The organism is Natrinema amylolyticum (assembly GCF_020515625.1).
GTDB classification, from domain to species: domain Archaea; phylum Halobacteriota; class Halobacteria; order Halobacteriales; family Natrialbaceae; genus Natrinema; species Natrinema amylolyticum.
In genome coordinates this window covers 372,301-397,857 of the sequence record NZ_JAIWPJ010000003.1, presented here as the reverse complement: position 1 = coordinate 397,857, position 25,557 = coordinate 372,301, and the positions used below count along the sequence as shown (strand labels likewise).

At 66.3% G+C, this 25,557-nt stretch carries 27 protein-coding genes and 1 tRNA gene; 11 read left to right on the top strand and 17 right to left on the bottom strand.

Features of this window, described 5'->3' with window-relative positions; genetic code table 11:
* The first annotated feature begins 89 nt into the window (after positions 1 to 89).
* Positions 90 to 500, top strand: a complete 411-nt coding sequence (locus tag LDH66_RS17615) for a hypothetical protein (RefSeq protein ID WP_226482391.1) — start codon at positions 90 to 92, stop codon at positions 498 to 500.
* 24 nt (positions 501 to 524) lie between these two features.
* On the opposite strand, the gene LDH66_RS17610 is transcribed toward LDH66_RS17615, so the two are convergent.
* Positions 525 to 1,469: a cation diffusion facilitator family transporter gene (locus LDH66_RS17610; RefSeq protein ID WP_226482390.1), complete on the bottom strand. Its 945-nt coding sequence runs from the start codon at positions 1,467 to 1,469 to the stop codon at positions 525 to 527.
* A 156-nt stretch (positions 1,470 to 1,625) separates the two neighbouring features.
* On the opposite strand from LDH66_RS17610, the gene LDH66_RS17605 reads away from it, so the two are divergent.
* Together LDH66_RS17605 and LDH66_RS17600 are read left to right on the top strand one after the other, a co-directional pair.
* Positions 1,626 to 2,165 (top strand): metallophosphoesterase, encoded by a 540-nt coding sequence (locus LDH66_RS17605; RefSeq protein ID WP_226482627.1) that lies wholly within the window; start codon positions 1,626 to 1,628, stop codon positions 2,163 to 2,165.
* 388 nt (positions 2,166 to 2,553) lie between these two features.
* Complete coding sequence (locus tag LDH66_RS17600) at positions 2,554 to 2,700, top strand: DUF7859 family protein (protein ID WP_226482389.1); 147 nt, start codon at positions 2,554 to 2,556, stop codon at positions 2,698 to 2,700.
* Between the two features lie 10 nt (positions 2,701 to 2,710).
* Here LDH66_RS17600 and LDH66_RS17595 read toward each other — a convergent pair whose 3' ends face one another.
* Positions 2,711 to 3,727 carry a threonine aldolase family protein gene (locus tag LDH66_RS17595; RefSeq protein WP_226482388.1) on the bottom strand — a complete coding sequence of 339 codons (1,017 nt, stop codon included), beginning with the start codon at positions 3,725 to 3,727 and terminating at the stop codon, positions 2,711 to 2,713.
* A gap of 156 nt (positions 3,728 to 3,883) precedes the next feature.
* On the opposite strand from LDH66_RS17595, the gene LDH66_RS17590 reads away from it, so the two are divergent.
* Both LDH66_RS17590 and LDH66_RS17585 read left to right on the top strand, forming a co-directional pair.
* Positions 3,884 to 4,972: a hypothetical protein gene (locus LDH66_RS17590; RefSeq protein WP_226482387.1), complete on the top strand. Its 1,089-nt coding sequence runs from the start codon at positions 3,884 to 3,886 to the stop codon at positions 4,970 to 4,972.
* An 84-nt stretch (positions 4,973 to 5,056) separates the two neighbouring features.
* Complete coding sequence (locus tag LDH66_RS17585) at positions 5,057 to 6,151, top strand: aminopeptidase (RefSeq protein WP_226482386.1); 1,095 nt, start codon at positions 5,057 to 5,059, stop codon at positions 6,149 to 6,151.
* 41 nt (positions 6,152 to 6,192) lie between these two features.
* Here LDH66_RS17585 and LDH66_RS17580 read toward each other — a convergent pair whose 3' ends face one another.
* Positions 6,193 to 6,780, bottom strand: coding sequence for a cupredoxin domain-containing protein (locus LDH66_RS17580; RefSeq protein ID WP_226482385.1), 588 nt, complete (start codon positions 6,778 to 6,780; stop codon positions 6,193 to 6,195).
* 182 nt (positions 6,781 to 6,962) lie between these two features.
* Here LDH66_RS17580 and LDH66_RS17575 point away from each other — a divergent pair, with 182 nt between their 5' ends.
* Complete coding sequence (locus tag LDH66_RS17575; protein ID WP_226482384.1) at positions 6,963 to 7,382, top strand: universal stress protein; 420 nt, start codon at positions 6,963 to 6,965, stop codon at positions 7,380 to 7,382.
* Between the two features lie 33 nt (positions 7,383 to 7,415).
* Here the strand turns inward: LDH66_RS17575 and LDH66_RS17570 are convergent, their stop codons facing one another.
* Genes LDH66_RS17570 through LDH66_RS17560 form a run of 3 tightly spaced genes read right to left on the bottom strand, consistent with a single transcriptional unit; the run spans position 7,416 to position 9,358 of the window.
* Positions 7,416 to 8,072 carry an alpha/beta hydrolase gene (locus LDH66_RS17570; RefSeq protein ID WP_226482383.1) on the bottom strand — a complete coding sequence of 219 codons (657 nt, stop codon included), beginning with the start codon at positions 8,070 to 8,072 and terminating at the stop codon, positions 7,416 to 7,418.
* Positions 8,069 to 8,692, bottom strand: a complete 624-nt coding sequence (locus tag LDH66_RS17565; protein ID WP_226482382.1) for a VOC family protein — start codon at positions 8,690 to 8,692, stop codon at positions 8,069 to 8,071. Before LDH66_RS17565 ends, LDH66_RS17570 begins: the two co-directional genes overlap by 4 nt.
* A 57-nt stretch (positions 8,693 to 8,749) precedes the next feature.
* Positions 8,750 to 9,358, bottom strand: a complete 609-nt coding sequence (locus tag LDH66_RS17560; protein ID WP_226482381.1) for an NAD(P)/FAD-dependent oxidoreductase — start codon at positions 9,356 to 9,358, stop codon at positions 8,750 to 8,752.
* Positions 9,359 to 9,676: 318 nt separating this feature from the next.
* On the opposite strand from LDH66_RS17560, the gene LDH66_RS17555 reads away from it, so the two are divergent.
* Complete coding sequence (locus tag LDH66_RS17555; protein ID WP_226482380.1) at positions 9,677 to 10,789, top strand: glutamate-cysteine ligase family protein; 1,113 nt, start codon at positions 9,677 to 9,679, stop codon at positions 10,787 to 10,789.
* A gap of 6 nt (positions 10,790 to 10,795) precedes the next feature.
* Here LDH66_RS17555 and LDH66_RS17550 read toward each other — a convergent pair whose 3' ends face one another.
* The 7 genes from LDH66_RS17550 to LDH66_RS17520 all read right to left on the bottom strand — a co-directional run bounded on the left by LDH66_RS17550 (position 10,796) and on the right by LDH66_RS17520 (position 17,899).
* Positions 10,796 to 13,960, bottom strand: a complete 3,165-nt coding sequence (locus LDH66_RS17550) for a thermonuclease family protein (RefSeq protein ID WP_226482379.1) — start codon at positions 13,958 to 13,960, stop codon at positions 10,796 to 10,798.
* Between the two features lie 246 nt (positions 13,961 to 14,206).
* Positions 14,207 to 15,406: a C45 family autoproteolytic acyltransferase/hydrolase gene (locus LDH66_RS17545; RefSeq protein ID WP_226482378.1), complete on the bottom strand. Its 1,200-nt coding sequence runs from the start codon at positions 15,404 to 15,406 to the stop codon at positions 14,207 to 14,209.
* Positions 15,407 to 15,854: 448 nt separating this feature from the next.
* Positions 15,855 to 16,028, bottom strand: a complete 174-nt coding sequence (locus LDH66_RS17540; RefSeq protein ID WP_226482377.1) for a hypothetical protein — start codon at positions 16,026 to 16,028, stop codon at positions 15,855 to 15,857.
* Positions 16,029 to 16,386: 358 nt separating this feature from the next.
* Positions 16,387 to 16,776 carry a type II toxin-antitoxin system VapC family toxin gene (locus tag LDH66_RS17535; protein ID WP_226482376.1) on the bottom strand — a complete coding sequence of 130 codons (390 nt, stop codon included), beginning with the start codon at positions 16,774 to 16,776 and terminating at the stop codon, positions 16,387 to 16,389.
* Complete coding sequence (locus tag LDH66_RS17530; protein WP_226482375.1) at positions 16,773 to 16,925, bottom strand: hypothetical protein; 153 nt, start codon at positions 16,923 to 16,925, stop codon at positions 16,773 to 16,775. Before LDH66_RS17530 ends, LDH66_RS17535 begins: the two co-directional genes overlap by 4 nt.
* A gap of 355 nt (positions 16,926 to 17,280) precedes the next feature.
* Positions 17,281 to 17,355 (bottom strand) — tRNA-Arg (locus tag LDH66_RS17525).
* Positions 17,356 to 17,536: 181 nt separating this feature from the next.
* Positions 17,537 to 17,899 (bottom strand): hypothetical protein, encoded by a 363-nt coding sequence (locus LDH66_RS17520; protein ID WP_226482374.1) that lies wholly within the window; start codon positions 17,897 to 17,899, stop codon positions 17,537 to 17,539.
* Positions 17,900 to 18,269: 370 nt separating this feature from the next.
* Here LDH66_RS17520 and LDH66_RS17515 point away from each other — a divergent pair, with 370 nt between their 5' ends.
* Together LDH66_RS17515 and LDH66_RS17510 are read left to right on the top strand one after the other, a co-directional pair.
* Entirely contained in the window at positions 18,270 to 18,854 is a 585-nt protein-coding gene (locus LDH66_RS17515; protein WP_226482373.1) for an AAA family ATPase, read from the top strand.
* Positions 18,851 to 19,264 carry an RNA-binding domain-containing protein gene (locus LDH66_RS17510; protein WP_226482372.1) on the top strand — a complete coding sequence of 138 codons (414 nt, stop codon included), beginning with the start codon at positions 18,851 to 18,853 and terminating at the stop codon, positions 19,262 to 19,264. The genes LDH66_RS17515 and LDH66_RS17510 overlap by 4 nt, the downstream gene beginning before the upstream one ends.
* Before the next feature lie 96 nt (positions 19,265 to 19,360).
* Here LDH66_RS17510 and LDH66_RS17505 read toward each other — a convergent pair whose 3' ends face one another.
* Positions 19,361 to 19,726 carry a VOC family protein gene (locus tag LDH66_RS17505; RefSeq protein WP_226482371.1) on the bottom strand — a complete coding sequence of 122 codons (366 nt, stop codon included), beginning with the start codon at positions 19,724 to 19,726 and terminating at the stop codon, positions 19,361 to 19,363.
* Between the two features lie 169 nt (positions 19,727 to 19,895).
* On the opposite strand from LDH66_RS17505, the gene LDH66_RS17500 reads away from it, so the two are divergent.
* Positions 19,896 to 20,837: a CBS domain-containing protein gene (locus LDH66_RS17500; protein ID WP_226482370.1), complete on the top strand. Its 942-nt coding sequence runs from the start codon at positions 19,896 to 19,898 to the stop codon at positions 20,835 to 20,837.
* 2 nt (positions 20,838 to 20,839) lie between these two features.
* Here the strand turns inward: LDH66_RS17500 and LDH66_RS17495 are convergent, their stop codons facing one another.
* The 3 genes from LDH66_RS17495 to LDH66_RS17485 all read right to left on the bottom strand — a co-directional run bounded on the left by LDH66_RS17495 (position 20,840) and on the right by LDH66_RS17485 (position 24,569).
* Positions 20,840 to 21,835 (bottom strand): hypothetical protein, encoded by a 996-nt coding sequence (locus LDH66_RS17495; RefSeq protein ID WP_226482369.1) that lies wholly within the window; start codon positions 21,833 to 21,835, stop codon positions 20,840 to 20,842.
* A gap of 183 nt (positions 21,836 to 22,018) precedes the next feature.
* Positions 22,019 to 23,413: a signal recognition particle protein Srp54 gene (locus LDH66_RS17490; protein WP_226482368.1), complete on the bottom strand. Its 1,395-nt coding sequence runs from the start codon at positions 23,411 to 23,413 to the stop codon at positions 22,019 to 22,021.
* A 190-nt stretch (positions 23,414 to 23,603) separates the two neighbouring features.
* Positions 23,604 to 24,569 carry a DUF8108 domain-containing protein gene (locus LDH66_RS17485; RefSeq protein WP_226482367.1) on the bottom strand — a complete coding sequence of 322 codons (966 nt, stop codon included), beginning with the start codon at positions 24,567 to 24,569 and terminating at the stop codon, positions 23,604 to 23,606.
* Positions 24,570 to 24,676: 107 nt separating this feature from the next.
* On the opposite strand from LDH66_RS17485, the gene LDH66_RS17480 reads away from it, so the two are divergent.
* Positions 24,677 to 25,552 (top strand): hypothetical protein, encoded by an 876-nt coding sequence (locus LDH66_RS17480; protein ID WP_226482366.1) that lies wholly within the window; start codon positions 24,677 to 24,679, stop codon positions 25,550 to 25,552.
* Positions 25,553 to 25,557: the final 5 nt, after the last annotated feature.

Sequence of the window (25,557 nt, the reverse complement as noted above, 5' to 3'; positions counted from 1 at the left end):
GTCCCTTTAAGACCGCCCGACGACGGCGAGCACCACCGGCCGGCGAACGCGCGGTACAGGGCCATGTGTCTCGAGTGCCTGTCCCCGGTATGGCTATTCCCGGCTACGATGCCAGTAACGTCGCCGAGTACACCCTCGAGCAGGTGGGAGCCCGCGTCGAACTCGTCGCGGGCGTCGTCCCCGACGGGTTCGACCTCGCGAAGAGCGGGCGCGAACCGCCGGTCGACGCCCTCGCCGACCCCGTGGATCTCGTAGACCTCGAGGAGCTGAAGGCGGTCGAGGCCGTCCGGATCGCGCTCGTCTACGATCCCTCGAAACTGCCGCCCGGCGCGAGTCCGACCGACGTGGCGGTCGCCGTCGAGATCGAGGACGGGTGGGAGCCCCTCGAGTCGACGGTCGATCTCGAGGAGACGACGGTGACGGCGGTACTGAACGATCGGCCGCCGGGATCGACGGTGGTCGCAGGGTACGACGATACGGACGAGGAACGCGAAGAATAGAGCGTTCGGCGTGGGGCGAAACGGCTACGTCTCGGGTTCGATGTAGACCTTCTGGATCTGATCGTCGTGCTCCATCAGCGCGAGTTCGATCTGCGTGATGCGTTCGTTGATCGTCTCGGCGTCGAGACCGGGTTCGAACGCCACGTCGGCCGTGAGGAGCAGTTCCTCGGCTCCGAAGTAGACGGTTCGGAGGTCGACGAGTTCGGTGACGCCGTCCCAGTCGGTGACGATCCGCCGGAGTTCGTCCTCGTCGTCTTTCGCGAGGCTCTCCCCGAGAATGAGTCGCTTGTTCTGCCAGCCGAGCGCGAGGGCGAAGCCCATGAGCATGATCCCGATGATGAGGGCCGAACCGGCGTCGTACATCGGGTTTCCGGTGGTCCGGGTGAGATACACCCCGAAGAGGGCGATTCCCGCACCGGCGAGCGCGATGGAGTCCTCGGTGAGCGCGGTCAGCGTCGTCACGTCGCTGGTCTTTTTGAACGCCTCGCGGAGGGTCGTCCAGTCGTGCTCGTCCATCTGGCGACTGATCCCCTGGTAGGCCTTCCAGAGCGCATAGGACTCGAAGAGGATCGCGCCGAGCAACACGGCGTAGTTGACGAAGATGGGGTCGAACTGTGCGCCGAGCAGCGTGACGTCCTCGCTGGCCCGATGGACGCCGCCCTCCTGCAGCGCGCTGTAGCCGTGTCTGGCGCTCGCCCAGCCGGCGATGCCAAAGAGCATGATGCTCACGAGCAGGCTGTAGAAGAACTGCGCCTTGCCGTGGCCGAACGGGTGGCTCCGCGTGGCCTCCTGTGCACCGTACTTGATCCCGACCAACAGGAAGACCTGATTCCCCGTGTCCGAGATCGAGTGGTACGTCTCCGACAGCATGGCGGGACTCCCGGTGAGTGTGAACCCGACGAATTTGAGAATCGCGATCGCGCCGTTCGCGAACAGTGCGGCGAGCACGACGGAAGTGCTACTGGCCATCGCCGGCGACTACGGAGGGTGGACCTAAAAGTGTAAGCCGTTCTAGAGCCGGTCCGTCATCGGCCGGACCCGGACGAACCGCTTCCCGACCCCGATCTACTCGGCACCGCCGACCGCATCCGAAAGGAACCTGTCAGTGACGGGCGAAGGATGACCATGATCGCGATCTTCTCGGACACGCACAGTAGCGGCGGTCACGAACTCGAGGGCGACGCGCTGACTGCGGCCCGCGAGGCCGAGACCGTCGTCCACGCGGGCGATTTCACGAGCGAGACGGCGCTCGAGGGGTTCCGGAAAGAGAGCGACCGCCTGTTCGCGGTCCACGGCAACGCCGACAGCGCGGCGGTACGCGACCGCCTGCCAACGGCTCGCGTCGTCGAGGCGGGCGGCGTCCGGTTCGCCGTCACTCACCGACGCGACGGCGGTGAGACGGGACTCGCGATGTTCGGTCGCTCGCGTGGGGCCGACGTCGTCGTCTTCGGGCACAGCCACCGGCCGACGGTCGTCGAGACCGAGGACGTTCAGTTGCTCAACCCCGGCAGCCACGCCGATCCGCGCGGGAATCGACCTGGCTTCGTCGTGCTCGAGGAGTCCGAGGACGGCGGCCTCGCCGGCGAGATTCGCGAACCGGACGGGACGGTCATCGAAACGGTCCGGATTCCGGGGAGCAACGGGGACGTCGACGCAGGACGGTGACACGGAAACGGGGCCAGTACGGAGGACTGGTGGAAGAACCGGTGAGCCGGCGAGCGGGACGGCAGGGGACACAGCGTCAGCGGGGCGGATCGGACGCGGGACCGAGAGCAGGGGAAGTCGACCCGCCCGCCGCGACGGCCGTCAGACGGGAGCGGAGCCGCGGGCGGGCCGACGCGATCGGAGGGACGGACAGTGGCCTCGATCTCGAGAACGGCCCTCGGAACGGAGTCGGGAGGGGAGAGCCGACGATCGAGGCACACCTCGACCGACGGCCCGGCCGACGTTATAGGCAGCGCAAACTGAAAGACCGGTTTTAGTTAGCGAACCGGTCGCACGGGCGCGAGCGAGGTCGAAACGGTTAACCACGCTGACAGTGTAGCCGCCGCGTATGCTGGATTCCATCATCGGCTTCCTCCCCGACGACCCAGTCATCATCGCGGTCGTCCTGATCCTGCTCGGATTGGTCTTCTTCGCGTATCTCCTCCTCCGACGGACGGTCCTCGAGTTCCGCGACGGGATGCGCGGCGAACGGTAACCCGCCCCCGTCAGGCGAACGCGGCGTCGAGCCGTTCGAGCGCCCGATCCACGGCCTCGCGATCGATGTCGCGGTGCGTACAGAACCGGACCGTCGTCGGGCCGAAGGGCGTCGCCAACACGTCCCGTTCCGCGAGTCGCTCGACGACGGTCGAGGGCTCGAGCCCCGTTCCCGACACGTCTGCGAGGACGATGTTCGTCTCCGGATCTCGCACGTCGAACCCGTCGACGGCGGCCATCCCCGCAGCGAGCAGGCGCGCGTTCTCGTGATCCGTTTCGAGGTCGTCGACGTTCGAAAGGGCCTCGAGCGCCGGCCCCGCGATGATTCCGGCCTGGCGCATGCCGCCGCCGAACAGCTTTCGCGTGCGACGGGCGCGCTCGATGAACGCCTCGCTCCCGGCGAGCACCGAGCCGACGGGCGCGCCGAGCCCTTTCGAGAGGGAGACCATGACGGAGTCGACGGGCTCGGTGAGGTCGGTGACCGGGACGTCGAGCGCTATCGCGGCGTTGAACAGCCTCGCGCCGTCGAGATGCACCGGGACGTCGCGTTCGCGGGCCGCCGCGGCCGCCGCCGCGATCGCGTCGGGGTCGATCGCGAGCCCGCCGCGAGCGTTGTGCGTGTTCTCGAGACAGAGCAGGCCGGTCTCGGGACGATGCAGGTCCTCCTCGACCGTCGCTGCTGCAATCCGCTCCGGCGAGGGAACCCCGCGGTCGGCGTCGAGCATCCGTACCTGTAGCCCCGCGTGCTGGGCCATCCCGCCGAGTTCGTACTTCACGACGTGGCTCTGTCGGTCGGCGATCACCTCCTGCCCGCGCTCGGTGTGGACACGGGCAGCGGTCTGGTTCGCCATCGTCCCCGTCGGGAAGTACAGTGCCGCCTCGGTTCCCAACCGGTCGGCGACGCGGGCCTCGAGTTCGGCTACGGTCGGGTCCTCGCCGTAGACGTCGTCGCCGACGTCGGCGGTCGCAGCGGCCTCGCGCATCACCTCGTCGGGCGTCGTGACGGTATCGGAGCGCAGATCGATCATAGGTATCGATACCGGAACGAGGGAGAAATATGTCGCCCCCGTTTCTCGAGGGGGTTCGGACTCCCCGCCTCACCTCAGAGGTCTGCATCGCCGTCCTCGAGCGCGACGTTCGCGTCGAGGGAAAGGTTCACTGATCCGTCACGAGTACGGCGACGTATGGTTCCCGCTCCGCACACCGGACCGCCCTCGGACGACGGCCCGTCGACGCCCGCCGACGATCCGGACGACGGGCGTTCGGGTTCGTTTCGACAGCACGCGGCTCGAGTCGCCGGTCGGTTCGACGAGTTCTGGGCGTTCGCGCTCGTTCCCCTGTTCACCGCGTTGCTCGAGTTCGAGAAGGTGCAACGCGCGCTCGCTCACACCGGTCGTGGGTTCGCCGTCAACTTCGAGTTCCTCCTGCCGACGCCGCTCGTGGACCTGTGGCGGTTCGCGGACCCGCCGGATCCACCCGCGACGACGCGGACCACGAGCGGGGACCCGCACGCCCCCTCGATCGGCGACGCGCCCGGCGACCCCGCTCCGACCGGCGAACCGACGACCCCCGTCGGATCGACCGGATCCGGCGGGCCGGACGTGACGATCGAGACCCCCGTCGAAACCGTCGCGGTCCCGCTCGAGGCGATCAGCGCCGAGACGATGGCGTGGCTCGGCCTCGCGCTCGCCGCGTACGCGGTGATATCTGGGATTCTGATGGCGGCGTACGTCGGCGGACTCGATCGGCGACTCCGCGGTGAGCCGCTCGCCGTCGGCTCGTGTGTGGTCGCCTACGCGCCGCGGTTCGTCCTGTACAATCTCGTCGCATTCGGCACGTTCCTGCTGGTACTCCCGGTTTTCGTTCTCGTACGGCCGCTCGTCTGGCTCGCGTTTCCGGCGATCATCGTCCTCGGCTACGTGTTCTACCCCGTCCCGTTCCTGTTCGTCGTCGACGACGCTCCGTTTCTCGAGGCGTTTCGCCAGTCGATTCGGTTGACGACCGCGGGCGGACCGGTGCTCAGCTTCGCGTTCTGGCACGCGATCGCCGCGGTCGTCGTGTCCGCGGTCCTGTCGGTATCGGTGAGCAGTGGCAGTGCGGGGCTCCTGCTCGCACTGCTCGTTTCGGCCCCCGTCGGCGTCCTCCTGACGGCTGCGACGGTCTCGTTCTTCCGAGCGCATCTCGAGGGGGCCGATCCGGGCGCGACCGGCGGCTCCTCGAGCGACGCACCCGGCAGGGGCGAGACCGACGAGTACGGGTTCGCGACCGACTGAGCGGCGGGAGCGCGCCGCAGTCGCGTGGGACCGGCGGGTTCCTCATTACGAACCATTTTTTCCTCCTCCCACAAATGCGGGGGCATGGACCCGCGAATCCGCGAACACGCCGAGATCATCGCTGACCACTCGGTCGACCTGGAGGAAGGCGACAACGTCGTCGTCGATGCCCATCCCGTCGCCGAGGACTTGGTCGTCGCCCTCCACGAAGTGATCGGCGATCGGGGCGCGAACCCGATCACGACGAGCCAGCGAACCGGGAAACGACAGCAGCGGGCGTATCTGCGCTCATCTGATGGCGAGTTCGACACGCCGGAACACGAACTCGCGCTCATCCAGAACACGGACGTCTACATCGCCATCCGCGCGACGGACAACGTCACTCAGACCAGCGACGTCGACCCCGAGGTCAGCGCGGCCCACCAGCAGGCGCACCGCCCCATTCTCGAGGAGCGCCTCTCCAAGCGCTGGTGTCTCACGCAGTACCCCGCGCCGGCCAACGCCCAGCTCGCCGAGATGAGCACGGAGGGCTACGAGAACTTCGTCTGGGACGCCGTCAACAAGGACTGGGACGAACAGCGCGAGCACCAGGCGAACATGGTCGAGATCATGGACCCGGCCGAGGAGATCCGGATCAAGAGCGGCGACACGACCGACGTGACGATGTCCATCGAAGACAACCCGACGCTGAACGACCACGGCGAGCATAACCTCCCCGGCGGCGAGGTCTTCACCGCGCCCCAGCCCGACAGCGTCGAGGGCGAGGTCCTGTTCGACATGCCGCTGTACCATCAGGGTCGGGAGATCACCGACGTCTACCTCGAGTTCGAGGGCGGCGAAGTGGTTCAGCACTCGGCGGCGAAAAACGAGGACGTCCTCACGGAGGTCCTCAACACGGACGAGGGCGCGCGCCGACTCGGCGAACTGGGCATCGGGATGAACCGCGACATCGACCAGTTCACCTACAACATGCTGTTCGACGAGAAGATGGGCGATACGGTCCACATGGCCGTCGGCCGCGCCTACGACGACACCGTCGGCGAGGGCAACGAGGCCAACGACTCCGCCGTGCACGTCGACATGATCGTCGATATGAGTGAAGATTCGTTCATCGAAGTCGACGGCGAAGTGGTGCAGCGAGACGGGACGTTCCGATTCGAGGACGGGTTCGAAGAGTAATCGCCGCGAGCGACCAACGGACGGCACGATATTCGCGGCCGCTAGTGAGTGTGGCCGAGCGCGTCCCTGATCCGCTCGTTCAGCTTCGTCAGCTTTCCGCGAACGGCTTCGGGTTTGTCGGAGGGAGGATCGGCGAGCGCGGGCTGTTCGTGCGGGTCGGGCCGGCCGACGATGACGCTGCCGATCATCCCGGACGTTTCGTGGGGAGTGCAGAAGTAGTGGTAGACGCCCTCGGTCTCGAACGTGTGATCGAACGCGGCTCCCTGTTCCGAGAGGACGCCGCTGTCCCACTCGGCTGCCCCCTCGGGGACGAGTCCCGGTTCGTCGTTCGCCGTGTGATAGGCGGTGGTGGAATGACTGCCGCTCTCGTTGGTCCAACTGACGCTGCCGCCGGACTCTACCCAGACGACGTGCGGATCGAAGTGATCGCCATCGTCCGTCGTGATCATCGACACGGTTGCGGAGTCGGACGGGTCACCGATGTCTGCATCGTGTTCGTGCCCACCACCCTCGTGGCCGTCATCGCCGTGATCGTGTCCATCGTCGGGATGTTCGTCGTCACCGTTCGACCTGGTTCCGGAGCAGCCGGCGAGACCCACGATCGTCGTTCCGCCGGTCAGTTGGAGCACGCGACGCCGTGAAAACGATCTGGTAGTCATATGAAGGGATCGAGTACGCCGGTATATTTCGAAGAGAAATATCAATTTGTCCCTCGATAGCGGGTGAATAGTGCGGACGTTCGCGCGGCTTCCGCCTCGCTACACTCGACCACCAGCGTCCGGTATATACTCCCGAAAGTGGTAGTGAACGTATGGCGATACTCGTGGCCTACGACGGCTCGGAACCCGCACAGGAGGCGGTCGAACACGCGTTTACCACGTATCCCGACGAGGAGATCGTCCTGCTGCGCGTCATCGAAGCGGCGGACGGCTCCACGGAGGCCGGTCTCAAGATCGTCCAGGAGATGCTTCGAGAACAAGAGGAGGAGGTCTCCGAGGAGTTTCCCGAAGAGATCGCGGAGATCGTCAGCGATCCCGACCGCGAGTTTCGGACCGAAACCGCCGTCGGGAAGCCCGCGCGCGAGGTCGTCTCGTTCGCAGCGGACCACGACGAGATCGAGCACATCGTCATCGGGAGCCACGGCCGCTCCGGACTCTCCCGCGTCCTGCTCGGGAGCGTCGCCGAAACGATCGTCCGTCGCGCCCCCGTCCCGGTGACCGTTATTCGCTGATTCGAACCTCGAGTACGGCCGCGTGCAGCCGGATCAAGCGTCGACCAGAGCCGCGACCATCTCGGAGACGAACTCCATCTCGTCCTCGTTGATGCCGTGGCCCATCCCCTCGTAGAGCCGCTTCGTCACGTCGGCGTTCATGTCTTCGAAGACGGCGGCCGTGTCGTGGACCCGCTCTTCGGGAATGTGCGGGTCGACGTCGCTACAGCCGAGGAAGACCGGCGTCCCCTCGAGGTCACCCGGATACTCGTCGTCCAGTTCCTCACCGATGAGTCCACCGCTCAGAGCGGCGAGGCCGCCGTAGCGCCGCGGGTTGCGGGCGAGGTACTCGCTCGCGAGACAGGCCCCCTGCGAGAAGCCGATCAGCATGATCCGCTCGGTCGGGATGCCGGCGTCGTCGGCCTCGCCGATCGCGTCACTGATGGCCTGCAGGCCCGATGATCGACCGGGCTCGTTGCGCTCGACGGGCTCGAGAAACGAGTTCGGGTACCAGGTCCGGCGGGCCGCCTGCGGAGCGAGGAAGGCGACGCCCTCCCGATGGACCTCGTTCGCCATCTGGATCATCCCGCGAGCGGCCGCGCCGCGACCGTGGGTGAGCACGAGCGCCGCCTCGGCCTCCGCGAGGTCGGTCCCGCCGGTGACGAGCTGCTGGTCCTGATGGGGACCGTCGACGCGGTCGTCCGCGCTCATTGGACACCACCGACGCCGGTGTCGGCGTCAGGGAGATCGTGTTCGATCAGTTCGAGGCCGAGCGCCTCGATCGCACCGCGGAGGTGCTCGTCCTTGGCGTACTCGGCGCCGTCTTCCTCGCGGAGCTCCTGTGCCTTGGCGAGCACTTCGCCGCGGCGGTCGTCCGGGACCTCGTACTTGTCCGTCGAAAGTTCGATGACGAGGCCGTTGTTGTCCGTGGTGTAGATCGAGTGGAAGATGCCCCGGTCGAAGACGTTGTACTGGTGGCCCGCCTCCTCGAGGGCCCGCATCGTGTCCTCGTAGTCGTCGGGGTCGACGCTGAAACAGAGGTGGTGGACGGCACCCGTCCCGCCGCGCTGGCCGCGCCGGTTCGACGGGCGGTCGTCGCTGACGAAGAAGGTGAGGATGCGACCGTCGCCCGTGTCGAAGAACAGGTGCGTCTGCGAGGGATCGTCGAGGTTCGGCTGACGGAGCACGAGCGGCATGCCGAGCAGGTCCTGGTAGAACTCGATCGTGTCGGCCTCGTTGCTTCCCCAGATGGTGATGTGATCGGTGCCCGTCGTGTGGACGGGGCTGTCGGGTAGCTCCGGCGTGACTGGGTTCTGTGATTCGTTAGACATCGTACTGAATTCGGTGAGTCGGTTGAGTCGGCTGGCTCCGCGGGTTCGATAGTGGGATTACTCCGCGATCAGTTCGCCGAAGACGCGCTCGGCGTCCGCGGGAACGTCGAAGTCGTGGTAGTGTTCTCCACGTACTTTCGACAGGATGTTAAGTCCCGCGGCGGCACCGTCGCCGACGGCGATCGCGGCCTGCCACTCCTCGGGTCGGACCATCGCGCCGGTCGCGTAGGCACCCTCGACGCTGGTTTCCATCTCGACGCCGACGTCGACGGTCTCCTCCTCGGTGAACGCGACGCCGAGGTCCTCCGCGAGGTCGCGGTTCGCGCCCGTCGCGAGGACGACGAAGTCGGCCTCGTAGCTCCCCTCCTCGGTCTCGACCGCGAAGCCGTCGCCGGCCTCGCTGACCGCGGTCACTTCCTCGCCCTGGCGGCGATCGACGCCGAAGTCGTCGACCTGCTGGCGGGCCGTCGCCATGAACTCGCTGCCGCCGACCGAGCCGATGCCGAGGTAGTTGAACAGGTGGGCCTTGTGCATCCAGGTTCCGTCGGTGTCGAACACCGTCGTCTCGAGGCCGTTCTTCGCGGTAAAGAGGGCCGCACTCAGTCCGGCGGGGCCGCCGCCGACAACGATCACTGACGCGTCGTCCGCAGTCGCTTCGTCGCTCATGTAGTTCTATCATGTTACCGAAGGGATATCAATCCAGCAGATACGTTGATACAACCTCGTAACACTGGTGTTACCGGTATCACGCTCGCCGATCGAGGGAGTCGGTACCTGATAGCACGACCTGCCCTCGCAGGCTCAACGCCTTCGCGTGGATCGTGCCTACCAGCGAATCCAACGGGAGACCGATCGGCCGACGGCTCGGATGACGCGAAGGGCCCGCCCGTCCGCACGGACGTGGCCCCTTCACCGAGCGCCGTCCGCCGGATGGCCCAGTGACGGCTTGCTCGAGGGCCACTCACCGCGCTCCCAGACACATCCATGAACACAAGCCTCGAGGTGGAGTACTGGGTCGTCGACGGCGACGGCGATCTGGTCGCACCCGATACACTGCTCGACGTCTCGGATCAGGTCGATCCGGAGTTCGTCGAGCCGATGCTCGAGATCAAGACAACCCCGTGCGGATCGATGGCCGAACTCCGCGAGGAGCTGCTCGGTCGGATCGAACGCGTCGTGGACGCGGCGCGCGATCAGGACAAGCGACTCGTCCCGCTGGCGACGCCGCTGTACGCCTCGCCCGACGAGATTCCCTACCGTGACAAGGAGAGCACCGACCTCCAGCGCCGGATCGTCGGGCCCGCCTTCGACGACGCCCGCGTCTGTGCCGGCACCCACATTCACTTCGAACAGTCAAACGTCGTCGACCAACTCAACGCCCTGACGGCGCTTGACCCGGCCTTCGCGCTCGTCAACAGTTCGGCCCACTACCGCGGCGAACGCATCCTCGAGTGCGCCCGACCGTACCTCTACCGGCGCTCGTGTTACGAGACCTGCCCCGAACAGGGCCAGCTCCGGCCCTACGTCGACAGCGTCGCCGAGTGGGACCGGCGACTTGAGGACGCCTACGACGGGTTTCGCGAGCGCGCGCTCGAGCGCGGCGTCGACCCCGACGCGTTCGACGACGAGTTCGACCCCTACGAGGCGGCCTGGAACCCCGTCCGACTGCGAAGAGCGATGCCGACCGTCGAGTGGCGCTCGCCCGACGCGGCCCTGCCGAGTCAGGTGCTCCGACTCGCGGACGAGGTGCGATCGATCGTCGGCCGCGCGGACGCCCACGGAACGGTGGTCGACGGCTCGGGACGGCCGACGGAGTCCGACGCGATCATCGATTCGAACGCGCCTTCCGACGAGCCGCTCCGCCTCCCCGCGTTCGACACCGTCGAGTCGATCGCCGACGGGGCAATCCGCGACGGACTCGAGAATCGGGCCGTCCGACGCTACCTGCGCGGACTCGGATTCACCCCGTCGGCGTACGACCCGCTCGCCGACCGCGTGACCGACTCGCAGCTTCCCAAACGACGCGCGAAACGAGTGCGACTCCGCGCCGCCGACCGGCTCGAGGCCGACCTCGAGCGGCGCCGCGTTCGCGCCTGAATCGGGTTACCGGCCGGGCGCGTTTCCGCTATTGCCCGGCCCGCCGCGATGCCCCGGCGCGTTGCCACTGTTACCCGGCGAGCCACCGCCGTGACCAGGGGCGTTACCGCTATTTCCGGGACCGGTTCCGCGGTGGCCCCGCGCGTGGTCGCTGTTTCCGGGTGCCTCATCGGCTTCGTCCGCCTCGTCGTCCTCGTCCGTACGGTCCGACGGGTCGTAGGCATCGAACAGCGGGAATGAGTCGTCGAACGCCGTCGTCTCGAGGACCGCGGGATCGTCCGCGAGGTTCCGTTCCGCGTCGATGATCCGATCCTCGTTGAACCGGAGATCCGTATCGAGCCGGGCGGCAAGCCGATTCAGATTCCGCGTGTGATCGGCGTCGGCCGCCGCGCTGCCGAGCAGGACGACCGCGCCGCCCCGGTTCCGATACTCGCGCAACGCGAGGAGTTCTCCGAACTCGAGTTCTCGGGCGGGCGCGGAGAGCAAGACGGCACGCGGCGGCTCCGACTCGTCGGGCAGCGTCCGTTCCAGATCGTTTATCTGGCGGAGCCGCGCGTCGACCCCCTCGAGATAGCGGAGATAGTACTTGCAGTCCTCGAGGGAGAGCGAGCCTGCGGCATTGAACTGGCCCTGGCCGCCGGCGACTATCACGTCGCCGTCGGGCTCCGAGAGGTGGTCGATCAGGTTCGTCAGGAACGGGAAGTTACCGTAGCCGCTCGTGTCCGCGCCGAAGCCCTCGCCCTCCTCGTAGCGCTCGTCGATCAGCGGCCCGCCGACGAGCGCGACCCGGCGGCGCTCGTCGATCCCGACCAGCGGAATATCGCCGTCGTACGCGACGCCGTCGCCCTCGAGGCGCTGCTCGGCGCTCGGGGCCGCCGACACGGCCACTCGATCGTCCCGGACGGGACCGCCGTTCCGGCCTCGAGCGCTGCGAATGCTCCGGGCCGACGGGACGAACAGGTCCTCGACGGGCTCGTTGCGAATTTCGGTGAGCGCATCAATGTCGGACGCCGACCAGACGCCCCGACCCGCCGCGAGGGCGTCCTCCTCGAGCGCGGCGAACTCGTCGTGGGCCGCGAAGCCCGACGAGTAGACGCGGGCGTACCCGTCCGCGACGATCCGGCGGTTGTAGTTCACCGAGAACGAGTCGGCGTCGAAGTCGGCCGCGAAGTCGTCCGGATCGTAGTGGAGGTAACCGAGCAGTCGCCCGTAGTTCCCGCGTACCGGCTCCGCCTCGTCGAAGGTGATCTTGACGTGGCGGCCCTCGAGGTCGGCCTCGTCGACCGTCGCGCCGTCGGGTGCCAGCCGCTCGAGGACGAACTCCGACGCGCGGTCGCCCCAGTCGTGGAGGTGATCGGTCGCGTCGTCGGGGACGCCGAACCACTCCCTGGGGCTGGTCTCCGTCGGCGGCGTCTCTGCGGTGTCGACGCCGACGTTGCGGACGGTCTCGCGGTAGCCGTACTCGGTGTCGAACTCGACCTCGACGGTGTCGCCGTCGAACACGCGAGTGACCCGGCCGTAGTACTCACCGTCGCGGTCGAACTCGATCCCGATCCCGTCTCGGCCGTCGAAGTAGTCGAACGCGGGCGAGAACTCCGTCGCGACCGGCTCGTAGACGGGGCCGGCGTTCCGGACCTCGTCTTCGACCTGCCCGCCGTTAAAGCGGAAGGCGAGATCGAGTCGGTCGGCGATGTCGTTCAGGGCCCCCGTTCGATCGTTCCCGCCGAAGTCCGACTGATCGAACAGGAAGACTGCGCCGCCGTCCGCGACGAACGACTCGAGGGCTGTGAGCTCCGAGTCGTCGAACGCCCACTGGGGCGTCGTGATCACGAGTCCGTCGGCGTCCGCCAGCCCGACCGAACCCGACTCCTCCGGGAGATACGCCTCGTCGAAGGCCGTCGTCGTGAACACGTGGCTGTCCCAGCCCGACGCGTCGTCATCGACCTGATCCGCGTTGAATCGGAACCCGAGATCGAGCCGCTCGGCGACCTCGTCGAGGGCCTCCGTCTCGTCGTGGCCGCCGTAATCGGCCTGATCGTGGAGCAACACGGCCCCACCGTCTGCGACGAACGACTCGAGGGCCGCGAGTTCGTCGTCGGTGAACGCCGCTGCGGGCGTCGTGATCACGACCGCATCGGCGTCGGTCTCGGTGCTCTCGTCCGCACCGTCGCTCGCGCCCTCGAGAACTGCCAGCAGGTCGTCAGCGGCGGTGACGGTGTATCCGTCGCTCTCGGCGTCGGCGATGAACGTCTCGAACCGGCCGGTATCGTAGTACTGGTCGTGGCTCTCGTCCCAGTAGACGGTCTCGCCGTCGATCACCGCGTCCCAGACGCCCCGGACGAAGGCTCGGTTCTCGTCGTGATCGCTGTCGTCCTCGACGAACGGCGCACCGAACCCGACAACGCGATCGTCGCGGGTGATCAGCGGAATCGGCTCGTCGTCGCCGTACTCGACGGCGTCGGACCCGGTCTGATCGCCGTTCGTCGCCGTCGATTCCGCCCACGCGAGGACCTCGAGATCGTCGTCTGCGGCTAACTGCTCCTCGGTGAGCGCGTCGCCGTCGGGCGACACCTGGCTCGCCGTCGAATAGAACTGGAGGGTCGTCCCGTCGGTCGCGAACTCCGCGAGCGCTCGCAGCTCGTAGCCGTTGTCCTCGGCGTAGCGCCGGAAGGTCTCGTGACTCGAGAGGTCCCAGTACTGCTCGTGGCTCTCGTCCCACAGCACCGTCCCGTCCGGCCCCAGCAGTTCGTCCCAGACGTTCAGCACGAACTCCTCGTTGCCGGCGTCGAACCCGCCGCGCTCGTCGCTGAGAAAGCCGGCGCTGCCGATCCCCATCACGGATCCGTCCTGCGTGATCAGCGGAATCCGCTCGTCCTCGTAGGAGACGACGTCGGCTTCGTCGGTTCCGTCGCTCGTGCTCGTCACGTACGCGTCCGCAGAGGCCCACGCGACGACGTGTTCCTCGTCGGTGAGCGGCGCGTATTCGGTGCTCACCTGTGACGCCGTCGAGTAAAACGAGAGGGACTCGAGCCCATCGCTGGACGCCGAGTCTGCAGTCGTGACCGCGTCGGACGATCGGGACAGCGCAAGCGCACCCGTCGTCGTACCGAGCAACGAGACGAACGATCGACGATCGATTCCGCTCTCACCGGTGGCTCGAAACGAGACCATGCGCACTGTGACGTTCTTTGTTACGTGAATCTTCGTAATAGCAATACGTCGATCTATGTGATCTATATTCGCGACCAAGGTTCGTCGACGGACGACGGACGCGGGCCCGAAGCCGACCGTCGGAACTCGCCGCCCGGACGAGACGGACACCGTCGAGTCGAGAGCGCAGCGGACGGGCGGACCCGACCGCATCGAACGGAACGGCTCGACGCGGACCGACGCCGACGCAGCGAGACGGGATCGCGTTCAGGAGGCCGTCGATCCGTCGCAGGCCACGTGGAGGCGCTCGAGCCATCGGCCCCCCGTCCGAAGGTCCATCGCGAGTTCGTCGCCGAACGAACACCGCATCGGCTCGGTCTCACAGGGGTTACCCATCGCGATCTCGACCGTCGGCGACCCGCCCTCGAACACCGCCGCGCTCGCGGTCGTCAACTGGCCGAACGCGTACTCGTCCGTCTCCGGCTCCGGATGTCGACAGATCGACTCGTCGCCCGGCCCGTGTTCGTGATCAGCAGCGATCCGCCAGAGATACTCCCGGTCGATATCGTCGCCGCCCGACTCGAGCAGGTCGGTCGCTCGCTCCCGACGGCGTCGCGAACTCTCGGTATCGTCGGAACGCGACAGTACGAAGTGGTTCGTTCGGGCGACCGCTCCGTCATCGTCGACCGCGATGCGCTCCTCGAGCGGGTTCACCTCGAGCAGGACGGCGTCGGTCCCGTCGGCCAGGAAGAGCGTCTGGGCCATCAACTGCCGCGTCGGGATCGACGCGAGCAGGTCGCGGGCGTCCGTGACGGTCGCGCACTCCTCGAGCACGCGCCGGACGACGGTGCCGTTCCGGAACTGCGCCTCGGGCTCGATATCGTCCCGGTTGGCGTCGATGTAGGTGTTCGCCGCGACCAACCCCTGATCGTTGACCCCCTTGTAGAGCATCACTGTGCCGCAGGTGTCGACGGTCAGAAAGCCGTGATAGTCGTCGATTTGGGGCTGTTCGACGACCGACTTGGGGCGGGCACCCCGCCCCGCGATATCGCGGTTCTTGAGCACGAGCGGGCCGTCTGCGGTAGTTCGCGGCTGCGACACGAGCGCGTTCGTACACCCGCGCGAGGGATCGGCGGCCGGCTCGTCGGCCAGTTCGTCACAGAGGTCGCTGTACGCGAAGGCGTAGGCCTCGTAGACGGCCGGATCGACGTCGAGGGTCTCGGCCATCGCCTCGTAGGCCCGCACGTACCGGTCGGGCATGCTCTCCCGACTGCGGCGCGCGTACTCGAGCAGCGGCTCGAGGTCGACGCCGGCCGCGGCGATCAGCGACTCGAGTTCGGTGACGGCCCACTCGACGGCCTCGCGTTCGGTTTCGGCGCGCCGGCGCGCCTGCTCGGCGAACGTGTCCGGTTCGGTCGTCGCGTCCGGGCCCGCGAACGCGATCGGCTTGGTGTCCGTCTCGTCCATACCGGCGAAAGGTGATCGAACGGGTTGTATCGTCGGCCTGAATGGATCGCCCGATTCCGGAGCGGTGACGACCGCGGTTTCCGCAAGCGATCGAACGGGGCGCTCGAGAGGGAGCGCGGCCGCTACCGGGCAGGAACTGGTATCAGAAGGGTAGACACGCGTCGGCAGCAGGGAGTGATCGTCGCGCGGCGATGATCAGTGCATTCCCCGTATCCCCCGTGCTGCCTCGGCCGGCTCTCCCGACATCCTATTTACCGGCAGTGATCGACATTAGTGTAGCGGTACTGTTCACAATAATAAGGTGTTCCGGAACGGGTAGACGCCCGTGCGACCCAATTCCCGGTAGCGCTCGAGCGAGCGGTGGCGACGGACGAGACAGTCGAACGCTCGAGGATGGGGCAGACGGTCATCTCTCACGGACCGAGGGAGAACTGGCGTGCAATGGGCCTCAGGAACTGGATTCGATCGATTCGGTCTCGAAGGACGCGCCGCTGATACCCACGAACGCGAGCAGCAGGAGCACGGCGAGTACGGCGAACCCGAGCGACAGTCTGCGTCGGGCCGTCCTCGAGAGATCGAACCGGTCACCGGCCCAGTCGGTCGCGACCAGTCCCGAGAGCACCAGTGAGAGCCCGATCGCGGCGATCCAGCGCCGCCGAGGAGCGACGTCGGAACGAGCAAGAGGCCGTAGCCGAATATCGCCGCTCCGACGAGTATCGCCAGTACGGCGACGATACCGAATACCCCGCCGAACGTGGCAGATTCATTGGTAGTCATGCCGAAATGAATGGCTGCAGCGGATATAACCGTTGCGTAGCCGGTGGGCACTCGCGGGGCGTGCGGGATAGTGATCGCTCGGGAGAAGATGGTCCGCTCGAGTGAAATTCCGCTGCCGGCTGGCACAACGGTGGCGATCACCGCGGGTCCGAGCAAAGGAAGATCGCGATCGACTCGGGATTCAGAGGCTAATTAGACATAAGCTAAATGAGATCTTGTGGGTGCTTCGCGCCATGCTCTCGCAACTCAGCGTCGAAAGAGACGAGAGTTGCATCGATTGCATTAGCAGCTGCGAGTACGAGGGCGTCCATCGGATAGAGGAGCGTGTCATCCTGCAGTTGATTTGCCGCGACCATATCGGAGGCATCTGGGAATGTAACGGTGGTTCGGGAGCTGATGCGCTGTTCGATCTGTTCGACGCGATCCCGTTCGAATGCCTTCTTTTTGGTCAAAACAGTTCGAAGCTCCATGAGATTCAGTACGGAGGTATACGTCTCATCGAACTCATTGAGTGCCTGAACGGCGATTTCGGATCGGTTAGTATCCTTGGTGACCGCGGCGACTATAATATTTGTATCGAGAAAGAGCTTCATATCTGCTCGCGGACGTCACGGACCGCCTCGACAGCGTCACCCTCAACGTCGACGGCCAGCTCGTTGAGCGCATCACCCAGCGGAACCGTTTCCTCGTCCTCCGGGTCGCCGGCCATGAATTCGGCGAAGTCGTCGGTAGTCAGGCTCATAGTCTACGGTTACGGTCCTCTCTGCAAAAATCTGCTGGTGACTCGAGCGATCACCCGGTCTCGATATCGCCCTCGACGTTTACCCCCGGTCGACAGCATCTCGGCGATCACCCGGCGCTGCTCGAGCGTGCGGTCGTCGCAGAATCACGGACGCGATGGGATTATGAACAACGACGAGACGTGCTCGCTACGCTGTGCGCGACTCGTCTCGTTCAAATGCCATCTCGTTGTACTGCTGTCGCTCACGAATTGTTCGCGACAGCGAGCGGGCGCGATGGGATTTGAACCACGGTCGGAGCAAAGCTCCTCCCTGATTCGAATCCCACGTGCCGGTTCGCTCACTTCGTTCGCTGTACGGGCGCGATGGGATTTGAACCCACGACCGTCGGATTAGAAGTCCGACGCTCTTTCCGGACTGAGCTACGCGCCCTCGAGTCCGAATCCACGATGGAGCGGTATAAGCGGTTGGGATTTCCGATCGCAGTCGTTCGCTCTCTTCGGTATCGAACGGTCGAACGAAAAAACAGCATCCGACGCTATCCGGTGAGGCGTCGGAAAAGGGAGAAGCATCCCTGAAACAACATGACCGTCGACGACACTACTGCCCGACGTTAGAACTCGACCTCCGAATCGTCGCCGCTCTCGTTTTCGGTGTCCGATTCGTTAGGGTCGCTCGTTTCGGTATCGGATTCGGTACCAGACTCGTTGCTGTCGGACTCGTTGCCCAGTCCGTCGTCCGCGGACTCGTTATCGAGTTCGCCGTCCTCGGACTCGTTGTCCGCGTTCTCATCGGATTCGAGGTCGTCGGATCCGTCGCTCGTTCCGTCGGAGCCATCGGAGCCGTCACTCGTTCCGTCGCCGCTCACGGTCTCGTCACTGGATTCGCCGCTGTCCATACAACCCGCGACTGCAGCGACCAGTCCAGCGCCGACTCCGGCAGCGAATCGACGCCTGTCGACGATTGTGTCTGTCATGGTACGGCATCTGTCCCCGCGACGGACTGCCACATAATGCCCAATCTCCGTTTTACCGATCAGTCAGAGTTTATCTGAATTGCCGAGAATTCGGACGGTTGAGTGAGGTAATACCGTCGAACGCGTCGTTTCGCTGCGAGAGAACAGACCGATACCGGACGCATAAACCGCCCCGACTCGAGCGGGGCCGAATCGCGCCGACCGGGTCTCGAGGGGCCCCTCGAGCCGAACTGCAACGCGGGGAATACCGGTCCTAAAACCGTTGCAGGGAAACAACGGGGAGGGTCGACCGTCGAAGGGATCCACTAGTATAGTGCAGACCGCGTTGCGAACACAGCGTTTATGCCCGTCTCGCCGGTACGTGTGCTCGATGCACGTCATCGGAACGGTGGGACTCCCCGGGAGCGGCAAGGGCGAGGCCGCCACCGTCGCACGCGAGGACGGGATCCCGGTGGTGACGATGGGCGACGTCGTCCGCCAGGAGACAGCCGACCGCGGGCTCGACCCCGCGAAGGATCACGGGACGGTCGCGCAGGCGCTGCGCGAGGAGAACGGCCCGACGGCGATCGCCGAGCGGTCGCTGCCGATGATCGAGGATCGCCTCGAGACCCACGAGACGGTGCTGGTCGACGGCATCCGATCCGGCGTCGAGGTCGACGTCTTCGAGGAGGAGTTCGGCGACGCGTTCACGCTGGTCAGTATCGAGGCCCCCTTCGCGGTCCGGGCCGAGCGGATCGACGAGCGCGGTCGGGACGCGAGCGAGGCCGACGGCGGCGAGGGGCTCGCGGCGCGCGACGAGCGCGAACGCGGCTTCGGGATGGACGATGCCATGGACCGAGCGGACGTCGTCGTCGAGAACACCGACTCGCTCGAGGCGTTCCACGAGGAGATCCGGTCGATCATCCGGGACGGAACCGACGGACGGAAACGCGCGGAAGCGGAATCCGAACCATGAGCGAGATCTACCGCGTCGACGTCGAGATCACGGCACCGGTCTACGACACCGAGGTCACGAGTCGCGTGCTCGACGCCGTGGCCAACATCTTTCCCAACGCGGACATCGAGGAGGAGTTCGGCGAGATCAGGGCCGAGGCCCACGCGCTCGATCACTTCTCGGAGTTGCTCCACCGCCAAGAGATCCTCGACACCGCCCGCGGCGAGTTCTTCGCCAATCGCGAGGGCGACACCTTCTCGTTCGCGCTCAAAAAACAGGCGGCCTTCGAGGACTACGTCAACTTCTCGGTGGGCAAACCGGACGAACTCGGCGAGATCAGCGTCCGCGTCCGCGTCGAGGAACCGAGCCTCGAGGAGTACGTCGATCACATCGCGCCGCCGACCGAAGACGGCCGACCGGTCGACGCCTGAACCCGAGCGAGTTCGACGCCGAATCGATTCTTCTCTCCGTTCGGCCGATGGTCTCGAGTCGCCGCTCTCGCGTCGACGGAATACGACTCGCCGTCGCTATTCCCGATACTCGCTCACGCAGAACCCGGTACCCTCGGGATCTTCCAGCACCGTCCAGGTCGCCGTGTGCGTCTCGTAGGTTTCGGTCTTCGTCTCGCGGACGGACGCCCCGAGCTCGCGGAGCCGGTCGACGGTCGCCTCCCGGTCCGCCGTCGACAGGTCGAGGTGAATCGGAAGGTCCCGTTTCGGTCCCGACGGCTGGTTCTTGAACAAGAGGTCCGGGCCCTCGCCGGGTCGATCGACGATTTCCGCCTCGAGCGGTTCCGGAAGCGATCGCCGCTCGCCGTCGAGCGCTCCCTCCCAGAACGACGCCACCCGGTCGGGGTTCGTACAAGCGAAGGTAATAAATTCTAACTCAGTCATGCATTGAATGCATGAGGCGGCGCGGATAAATCGCTAGTGATGGCAGAAATTGTTACATACCCAACCCGAACTGAGTCCGATCGAATCGGACCCGGTCCGGTTTCCCGCATTTTCCCTCGGGGAGCGGTCCGCCGACCACTGATAGGGATCGGCAACGAACGGCAATCAGATGCACGACACGATACCCGTCGCCGAGATCATGATCGAAGACGTTGTCACCGTCTCGCCCGACGCGACCGCGACCGAGGCGGCGACACTGCTGCGCGACGAGCGCGTCAGTTCGGTGGTCGTCGTCCGGGACGGCGAACCGGTCGGTATCGTCACCGAGGGTGACTTCGTCGCACACCTCTGTGACCGGACGGACCTCGGCCGTCTCGAGGTGCGCGAGCTCATGTCGACACCGCTGACGACGATCGAATCGACCGCCTCGATCGTCGACGCCGTCGAACTCTGTCGTTCCGCGGACGTCGAACACCTGCCGGTCGTCTCGAGTGATGATACTGACGACACCGCCGACCTCTCGGGCATCGTCACGACGATCGAACTCTCTTACTACGTGCCCCAACTCGCTCACCGCGCCGCGGAGTCGCGCGAACGGCCGCCTCGCAGGCAGGTGCGGACCGATACCCTCTACGAGCGCGACGACTGGGAGTTCGAGTATCGCGGCGAGGACGAGACGACCGTCTCGGTGGGCGACGTCGCCCGATTCGCGAAGACGATCTCCGAAGACGACGTCGAGGCCTTCGCCGAAGTGACGGGCGACACCAACCGCGTCCACCTCGACGCGGCCTACGCCGCCGAGACCCGCTTCGGCGAGCGAATCGTCCACGGCGTCCTCGCGAACGGGCTGATCAGCGCGGCCCTCGCTCGGCTACCAGGGCTGACGATCTACCTCTCACAGGAGAGTAGCTTCCGCGCACCGCTCTCGATCGGCGAGCACGCGACCGCCGTCTGCGAGATCGCCGAGGACCTCGGTCGCGCGAAGTACCGGATCGAGACGACCGTGACCGACGGTGACGGGACCGTCGTGCTCGAGGGCGACGCGGTGGTGCTCGTCGACGACCTCCCGCCGATGGCGGCCCGCGAGGGCGACGCGACGCCGGCCCGGTAGGGTCAGTCCGAACAGTCTCCGACACGGTCGAGGGCGGCTTCGGCATCGCTCCGGTGTTCGGTCGCAGACGGGTCCCGCTCCGCCGCGGCCGTCGCCGCGTCGGCGAACGCCGCCGCCGCGTCCGTCAGATGTCGGGTCTGGCACTCGGCCGTCTCGAAGTACCCGACGAGTCCGTCGGGCGCGGTCGCCGTCCCGTCCGCGAGCCGTCGGTGAGCCGCCGAGAACGTCGATTCGGCGGTCTCGAACTCGTCCCGTGCGGCCTCGTACTCCCCCTCGTCTAAGTGGCTCCGGCCGCGGTCGAGCGCGTCGTATCCCTCGTCGCCCAGCGTCGCGTCGTACGCCCCGGCCAGTGTCTCGAAGGCGGTGACGACCTCGCCGAGGGCGGTCGATCCCTCCTCGAGATCGGACCGCGGCACGTCGGCCAACTCGTCGAGCCTGTCGGCGTCGATGCCCCGAATCGTCTCGTCCGTCTCGTCCCACCGCTCGTGGGCGTCGGCGATCTCGGCGTGTCGGTCGCTGACCGTCGCGCTCGCGTCCTCGATCCCGCTCTCCGTCTCGAGCGCCGCGCTCACGTCGTCGACGTCCTCGGTGAGCCCCTCATCGGTGACGGTCGCGGTCACGTCGATCAGTCCTTCGAGGGCGTCGGCGTACGACCGCAGCGTGTCGACGTCGGCCGCCCGATCGTCGCCCAGTTCGGCCTCGGCCGTCTCGAGGTGGTCTCGAGCGTCGACGAGTCGATCCCGCGGCTCCGACGGATCGAAATCGACCGTTCCGGGATCCTCGAGGCCGTCGAGTTCGTCCAGTACCAGCGCGGCCTTGTTCAGATCGCCGGCGGTGCGATCGAGCGCGCGGACGCCGGCCCGACTGCCGGCATCCCCCTCGTCGTCGGTCGTGTCGTCGGACCCGCTCAGGTCGTCGAGACAGCCTGCGAGTCCCGTGAGAGATCCGACACTAGCGCCGGCCGCGCCCGCTCGAGCGAGATACTGTCGACGGTTCATCCTACTCGAGGGTACGTCTAGAGGTGTATTAACGTAGTGGCACGGAGAATGTGTTCCGTACTGGTAGTTCGAGCGGAACGAGCGATGAAACCGAGGACAGTGCGCCGAGCTGTCGGTCAGCGGGTCGCAATCCGTGGTCGGTAATTGTCGGTCGACGGCCGGCAGCCGCGGCGATCCGCGGCGTTATCCGAACGGCCCCATGCCGCCCATTCCGCCGCCACCGCCACCGCCGCCCTGTTGCATCTGCTTCATCATGCGCTGCATCTCCTGTTCGGAGCCCATGCCCTGGAACTGCTTCATCGTACGCTCCATCATCTTATACTGCTGGAGCAGTTCCCGGACCTGTTCCTCGTCGGTCCCCGACCCGCGGGCGATGCGCTCGATCTGGCTCGCGCCGATGGCTTTGGGGTACTCCTTTTCCTTCTCGGTCATCGAGTCCATGATGACCGTGAAGGTCCGCATCCGCTCCTGGGTGACGTCCATCGCGTCCTCGGGGAGCTGATCCTTGATCCCGCCGCCGAGCCCGGGGATCATGTCCATCACCTGATCGAGCGGCCCCATGTTGTTCATCGCCTCCATCTGCTTTTGCATGTCGTTCAGGGTGAACTGGCCCTGCAGCATGTCCTCGGGATCCCAGTCGTCCTCCTCAACGTCGGTCTGTTGCATCGCCCGCTCGACGCGCTCGGCGAGTTGGCTGAGATCGCCCATGCCGAGCAGCCGCGAGATGAAGCCGTCGGGCTCGAAGCGCTCGATGTCCTGGACCTCCTCACCGGTCCCGAGGAAGGCGATCGAGGAGTCGGTCTGGTCGACCGCGGTCAGCGCACCGCCACCCTTCGCCGTCCCGTCGAGTTTCGTGATGACGACGCCGTCGATCCCGATCGACTCGTCGAACTGCTGGGCCTGCTCCTTCGCGCCCTGCCCGATCGCAGCGTCGAGAACGAGCAACGACGTGTCGGGATCCGCGACATCCTCGATCTGCTCGATCTCGTCGATCAGGTCGTCCTCTAAGGCGTGGCGACCCGCCGTGTCCACGATGTGAACGTCGGCGTCGCTGGTCTCCTCGAGGCCCTCGCGGGCGATTTCGACGGGATCCTCGCTGTCGGGATCACCGTAGAAGTCGACCTCCGCGCGCTCGGCCATCTCCTCGGCCTGGTCGTACGCGCCCGGCCGGAAGGTGTCCGTCTGGATGACGGCCGGTCGGAGCCCCTTCGTGGAGAACCACCAGGCCATCTTCGCGGCGGACGTGGTCTTCCCCGACCCTTGCAGTCCCGCGAGCAGGATCGTCTGCTCCTCGAGGGGGAGTTCGGTCGAGTCGCCGATGAGATCGACCAGCTCCTCGTAGACGATCCGGAGGACGAAGTCCCGCGCGGGCGTGCCGGCGGGCGGTTCCTCCTCCAGAGCGCGCTCCTCGATGTTGTCCGACAGCTCCATCACGAGCGAGACGTCGACGTCGGCGGAGAGCAGCGATCGCTGGATCTCCTTGACGATCTCCTCGATGTCTTCCTCGCTGAGTCGCGACTTCCCGCGGAGTTTGTCCAAGGTCCCCCGCAGAGACGTCCCGAGATCGTCGAGTACCATTTGCTGGGACTACGGGACGACGGCGTTAAAGGTTTTATCTAGTTGCCGGTCGCGGCGAAACGGTCCTCCCGCGCGGACGCCGCGCAGCGTGCGGGCGAGCGGTGACGGAGAAGCCGATCGGACTCGAGTCGCATCGAGGGAACGGATCGAGAGCAATGCCGAACGTCGATCCGAGGTCACACGACCCGTCCTAGCCGAGAATCCGTTTCCGCTCCTCGGGCGAGAGTTCGACGGAGCCGATCGCGACGGGCGTGCAGTGTTCACACTCGAAGGCCCCGTCGCCGCTGTCGTAGGTGCGGATCGGTTTCCCGAACAGGAAGAAGGCGTCGCGCTGCTTGCGCGTGATGACGGCGTCAGCGCTCTCGCCGCAGTTGGGACACCACTCTTTCCCCGACGCCGGCTCCTGGTAGGTCACCTTGTGACGGCCGAAGAACGCTCCTTGGTAAGCTTCGGCCTCGGTCTGTTCGACGAGCGCTTCCGGCGGGAGGGGATCGGACTCGAGGTCGTTGTCGTAGCCGCTCTCGGCCCCCGTAGTCGCCGTGACGTACGGGCCGACGCTGACGCGGTTGTCGCGGCCGACGAAGTAGACTGTCACGTCGATCGCCTGTCCCTCGATGCGGATCTCGTTTCCCCACCCCGCGACGTAGAGGGTGAGATCGTGGCGCGCGTCGGTCGCGGTCAGTTCGTTCTTCGCACCCCTGACTGAGACGCCGCCGCGGGGATCGCGGACGTCTCGCGTCTGTCGCCAGCCGGAGACCGAGACCTCGTAGTCCTCCGGCGATCGAGTGGGCGCGGCCGCGTCGTCGTGGAAGACCTGCTCGGCACCGATCGTCGAGAGCGTCTCGGCCGCCCCGTGCTCGACGAAGACGTCTTCGGCCCCGGTGACGTGAACGTCGCCGTCGACGCCGTCGACGTAGCCGTCGTCGAGATCGCCGGTCAACACCGTCCGAGCGTCGGCCGAATCGGCCGGCTCGGCACCGGTCGGAACGTCCGTGAAGACGTACTCCGGATCGTGGACCGTGAGCCGCCCCGAGACGCTCTCGGCGCTCACGTAGACGTCTTCGGCACCGCGGAGTTCGACGGGCGCGGTCTCGCCCCCACCGATGCGAACGTCGCCCGAGACCTCCCGTCGCACCGCGTTCTCGTTCCCGGTCATATCACGCTCGAGGTACTCAGGCAGTTCACTTCAACGGTTCGAATAGTGGATGAAGAGAGTATCGATAAAACCTAAAACACTTTGTGATGGAACGTTCACAGGAGGGTATGAATCGACGGCGGTTCCTTCGCATCGGTGGAGGAGGATTCGCGATCTCGACCGGGGGGTTAGCCGGTTGCCTCGGGAGCGACGGGAGCGACGGGAGCGACGAGCCACCGCCACGAAAGGCCGAGGTGTTCGAGGACGTCTCGATCGCGGACGGAACGATGGAGATCGCCCTCGACTCGGAACCGGAAGTCGAATCGACCATCGACAACGTCGACGGGTCCGCGATCGTCGGCTCGCTGCTCCCGATCGGCACTGCGCGTGCCGGCTCGCGGTCCTCGGGGTCGGGATCCGGGAGAGGCGGTGCGACCGGGCGCGGCAGCGGCGGCCACTCGTCGGCTCCCACGGGCCGACACGGCTGGGCCATCTACGGCGGACATTCGCACAGTACCTGGCGCGACGATCACGGGGACGAGGCCCAGATGTACACCGCGGCCATCGCCGCCCTCGGCGTCGCCTACATGGGCTCGAACGGTCAGTACCAGACGGAGTCGCCGGGGCCGGAGCCGGTCGACTGGGACCGGGAGTGGAGCGATCCCGACCCGGGGACGACCCTCGAGGTCGACCTCGCGACCCTCACGTCGAATTCGGCTCCCGCTGCCGAATCGGAGGGCACTGCCGGGAACGAGACAGCGACCGAATCCCCCGCCGAGAACGAGACCGCAGCCGACTCTCCCGCCGGAAACGAGACCGACACCGACGACAGCGCCGCTGCTACCGCGACCGCCGACGAGGGCTGGTACCGCGTCGGCACCCGCCTCGAGTCGCCCGACGGCGACATCGACTTCGACTGGCAGGCGGCCGACTTCAAACTCGAACGAGCGTCGACCGGCGGACTCACCGTCGACGAGGCCTGGCACGTTCGACCGCGACTGTAGCCGTC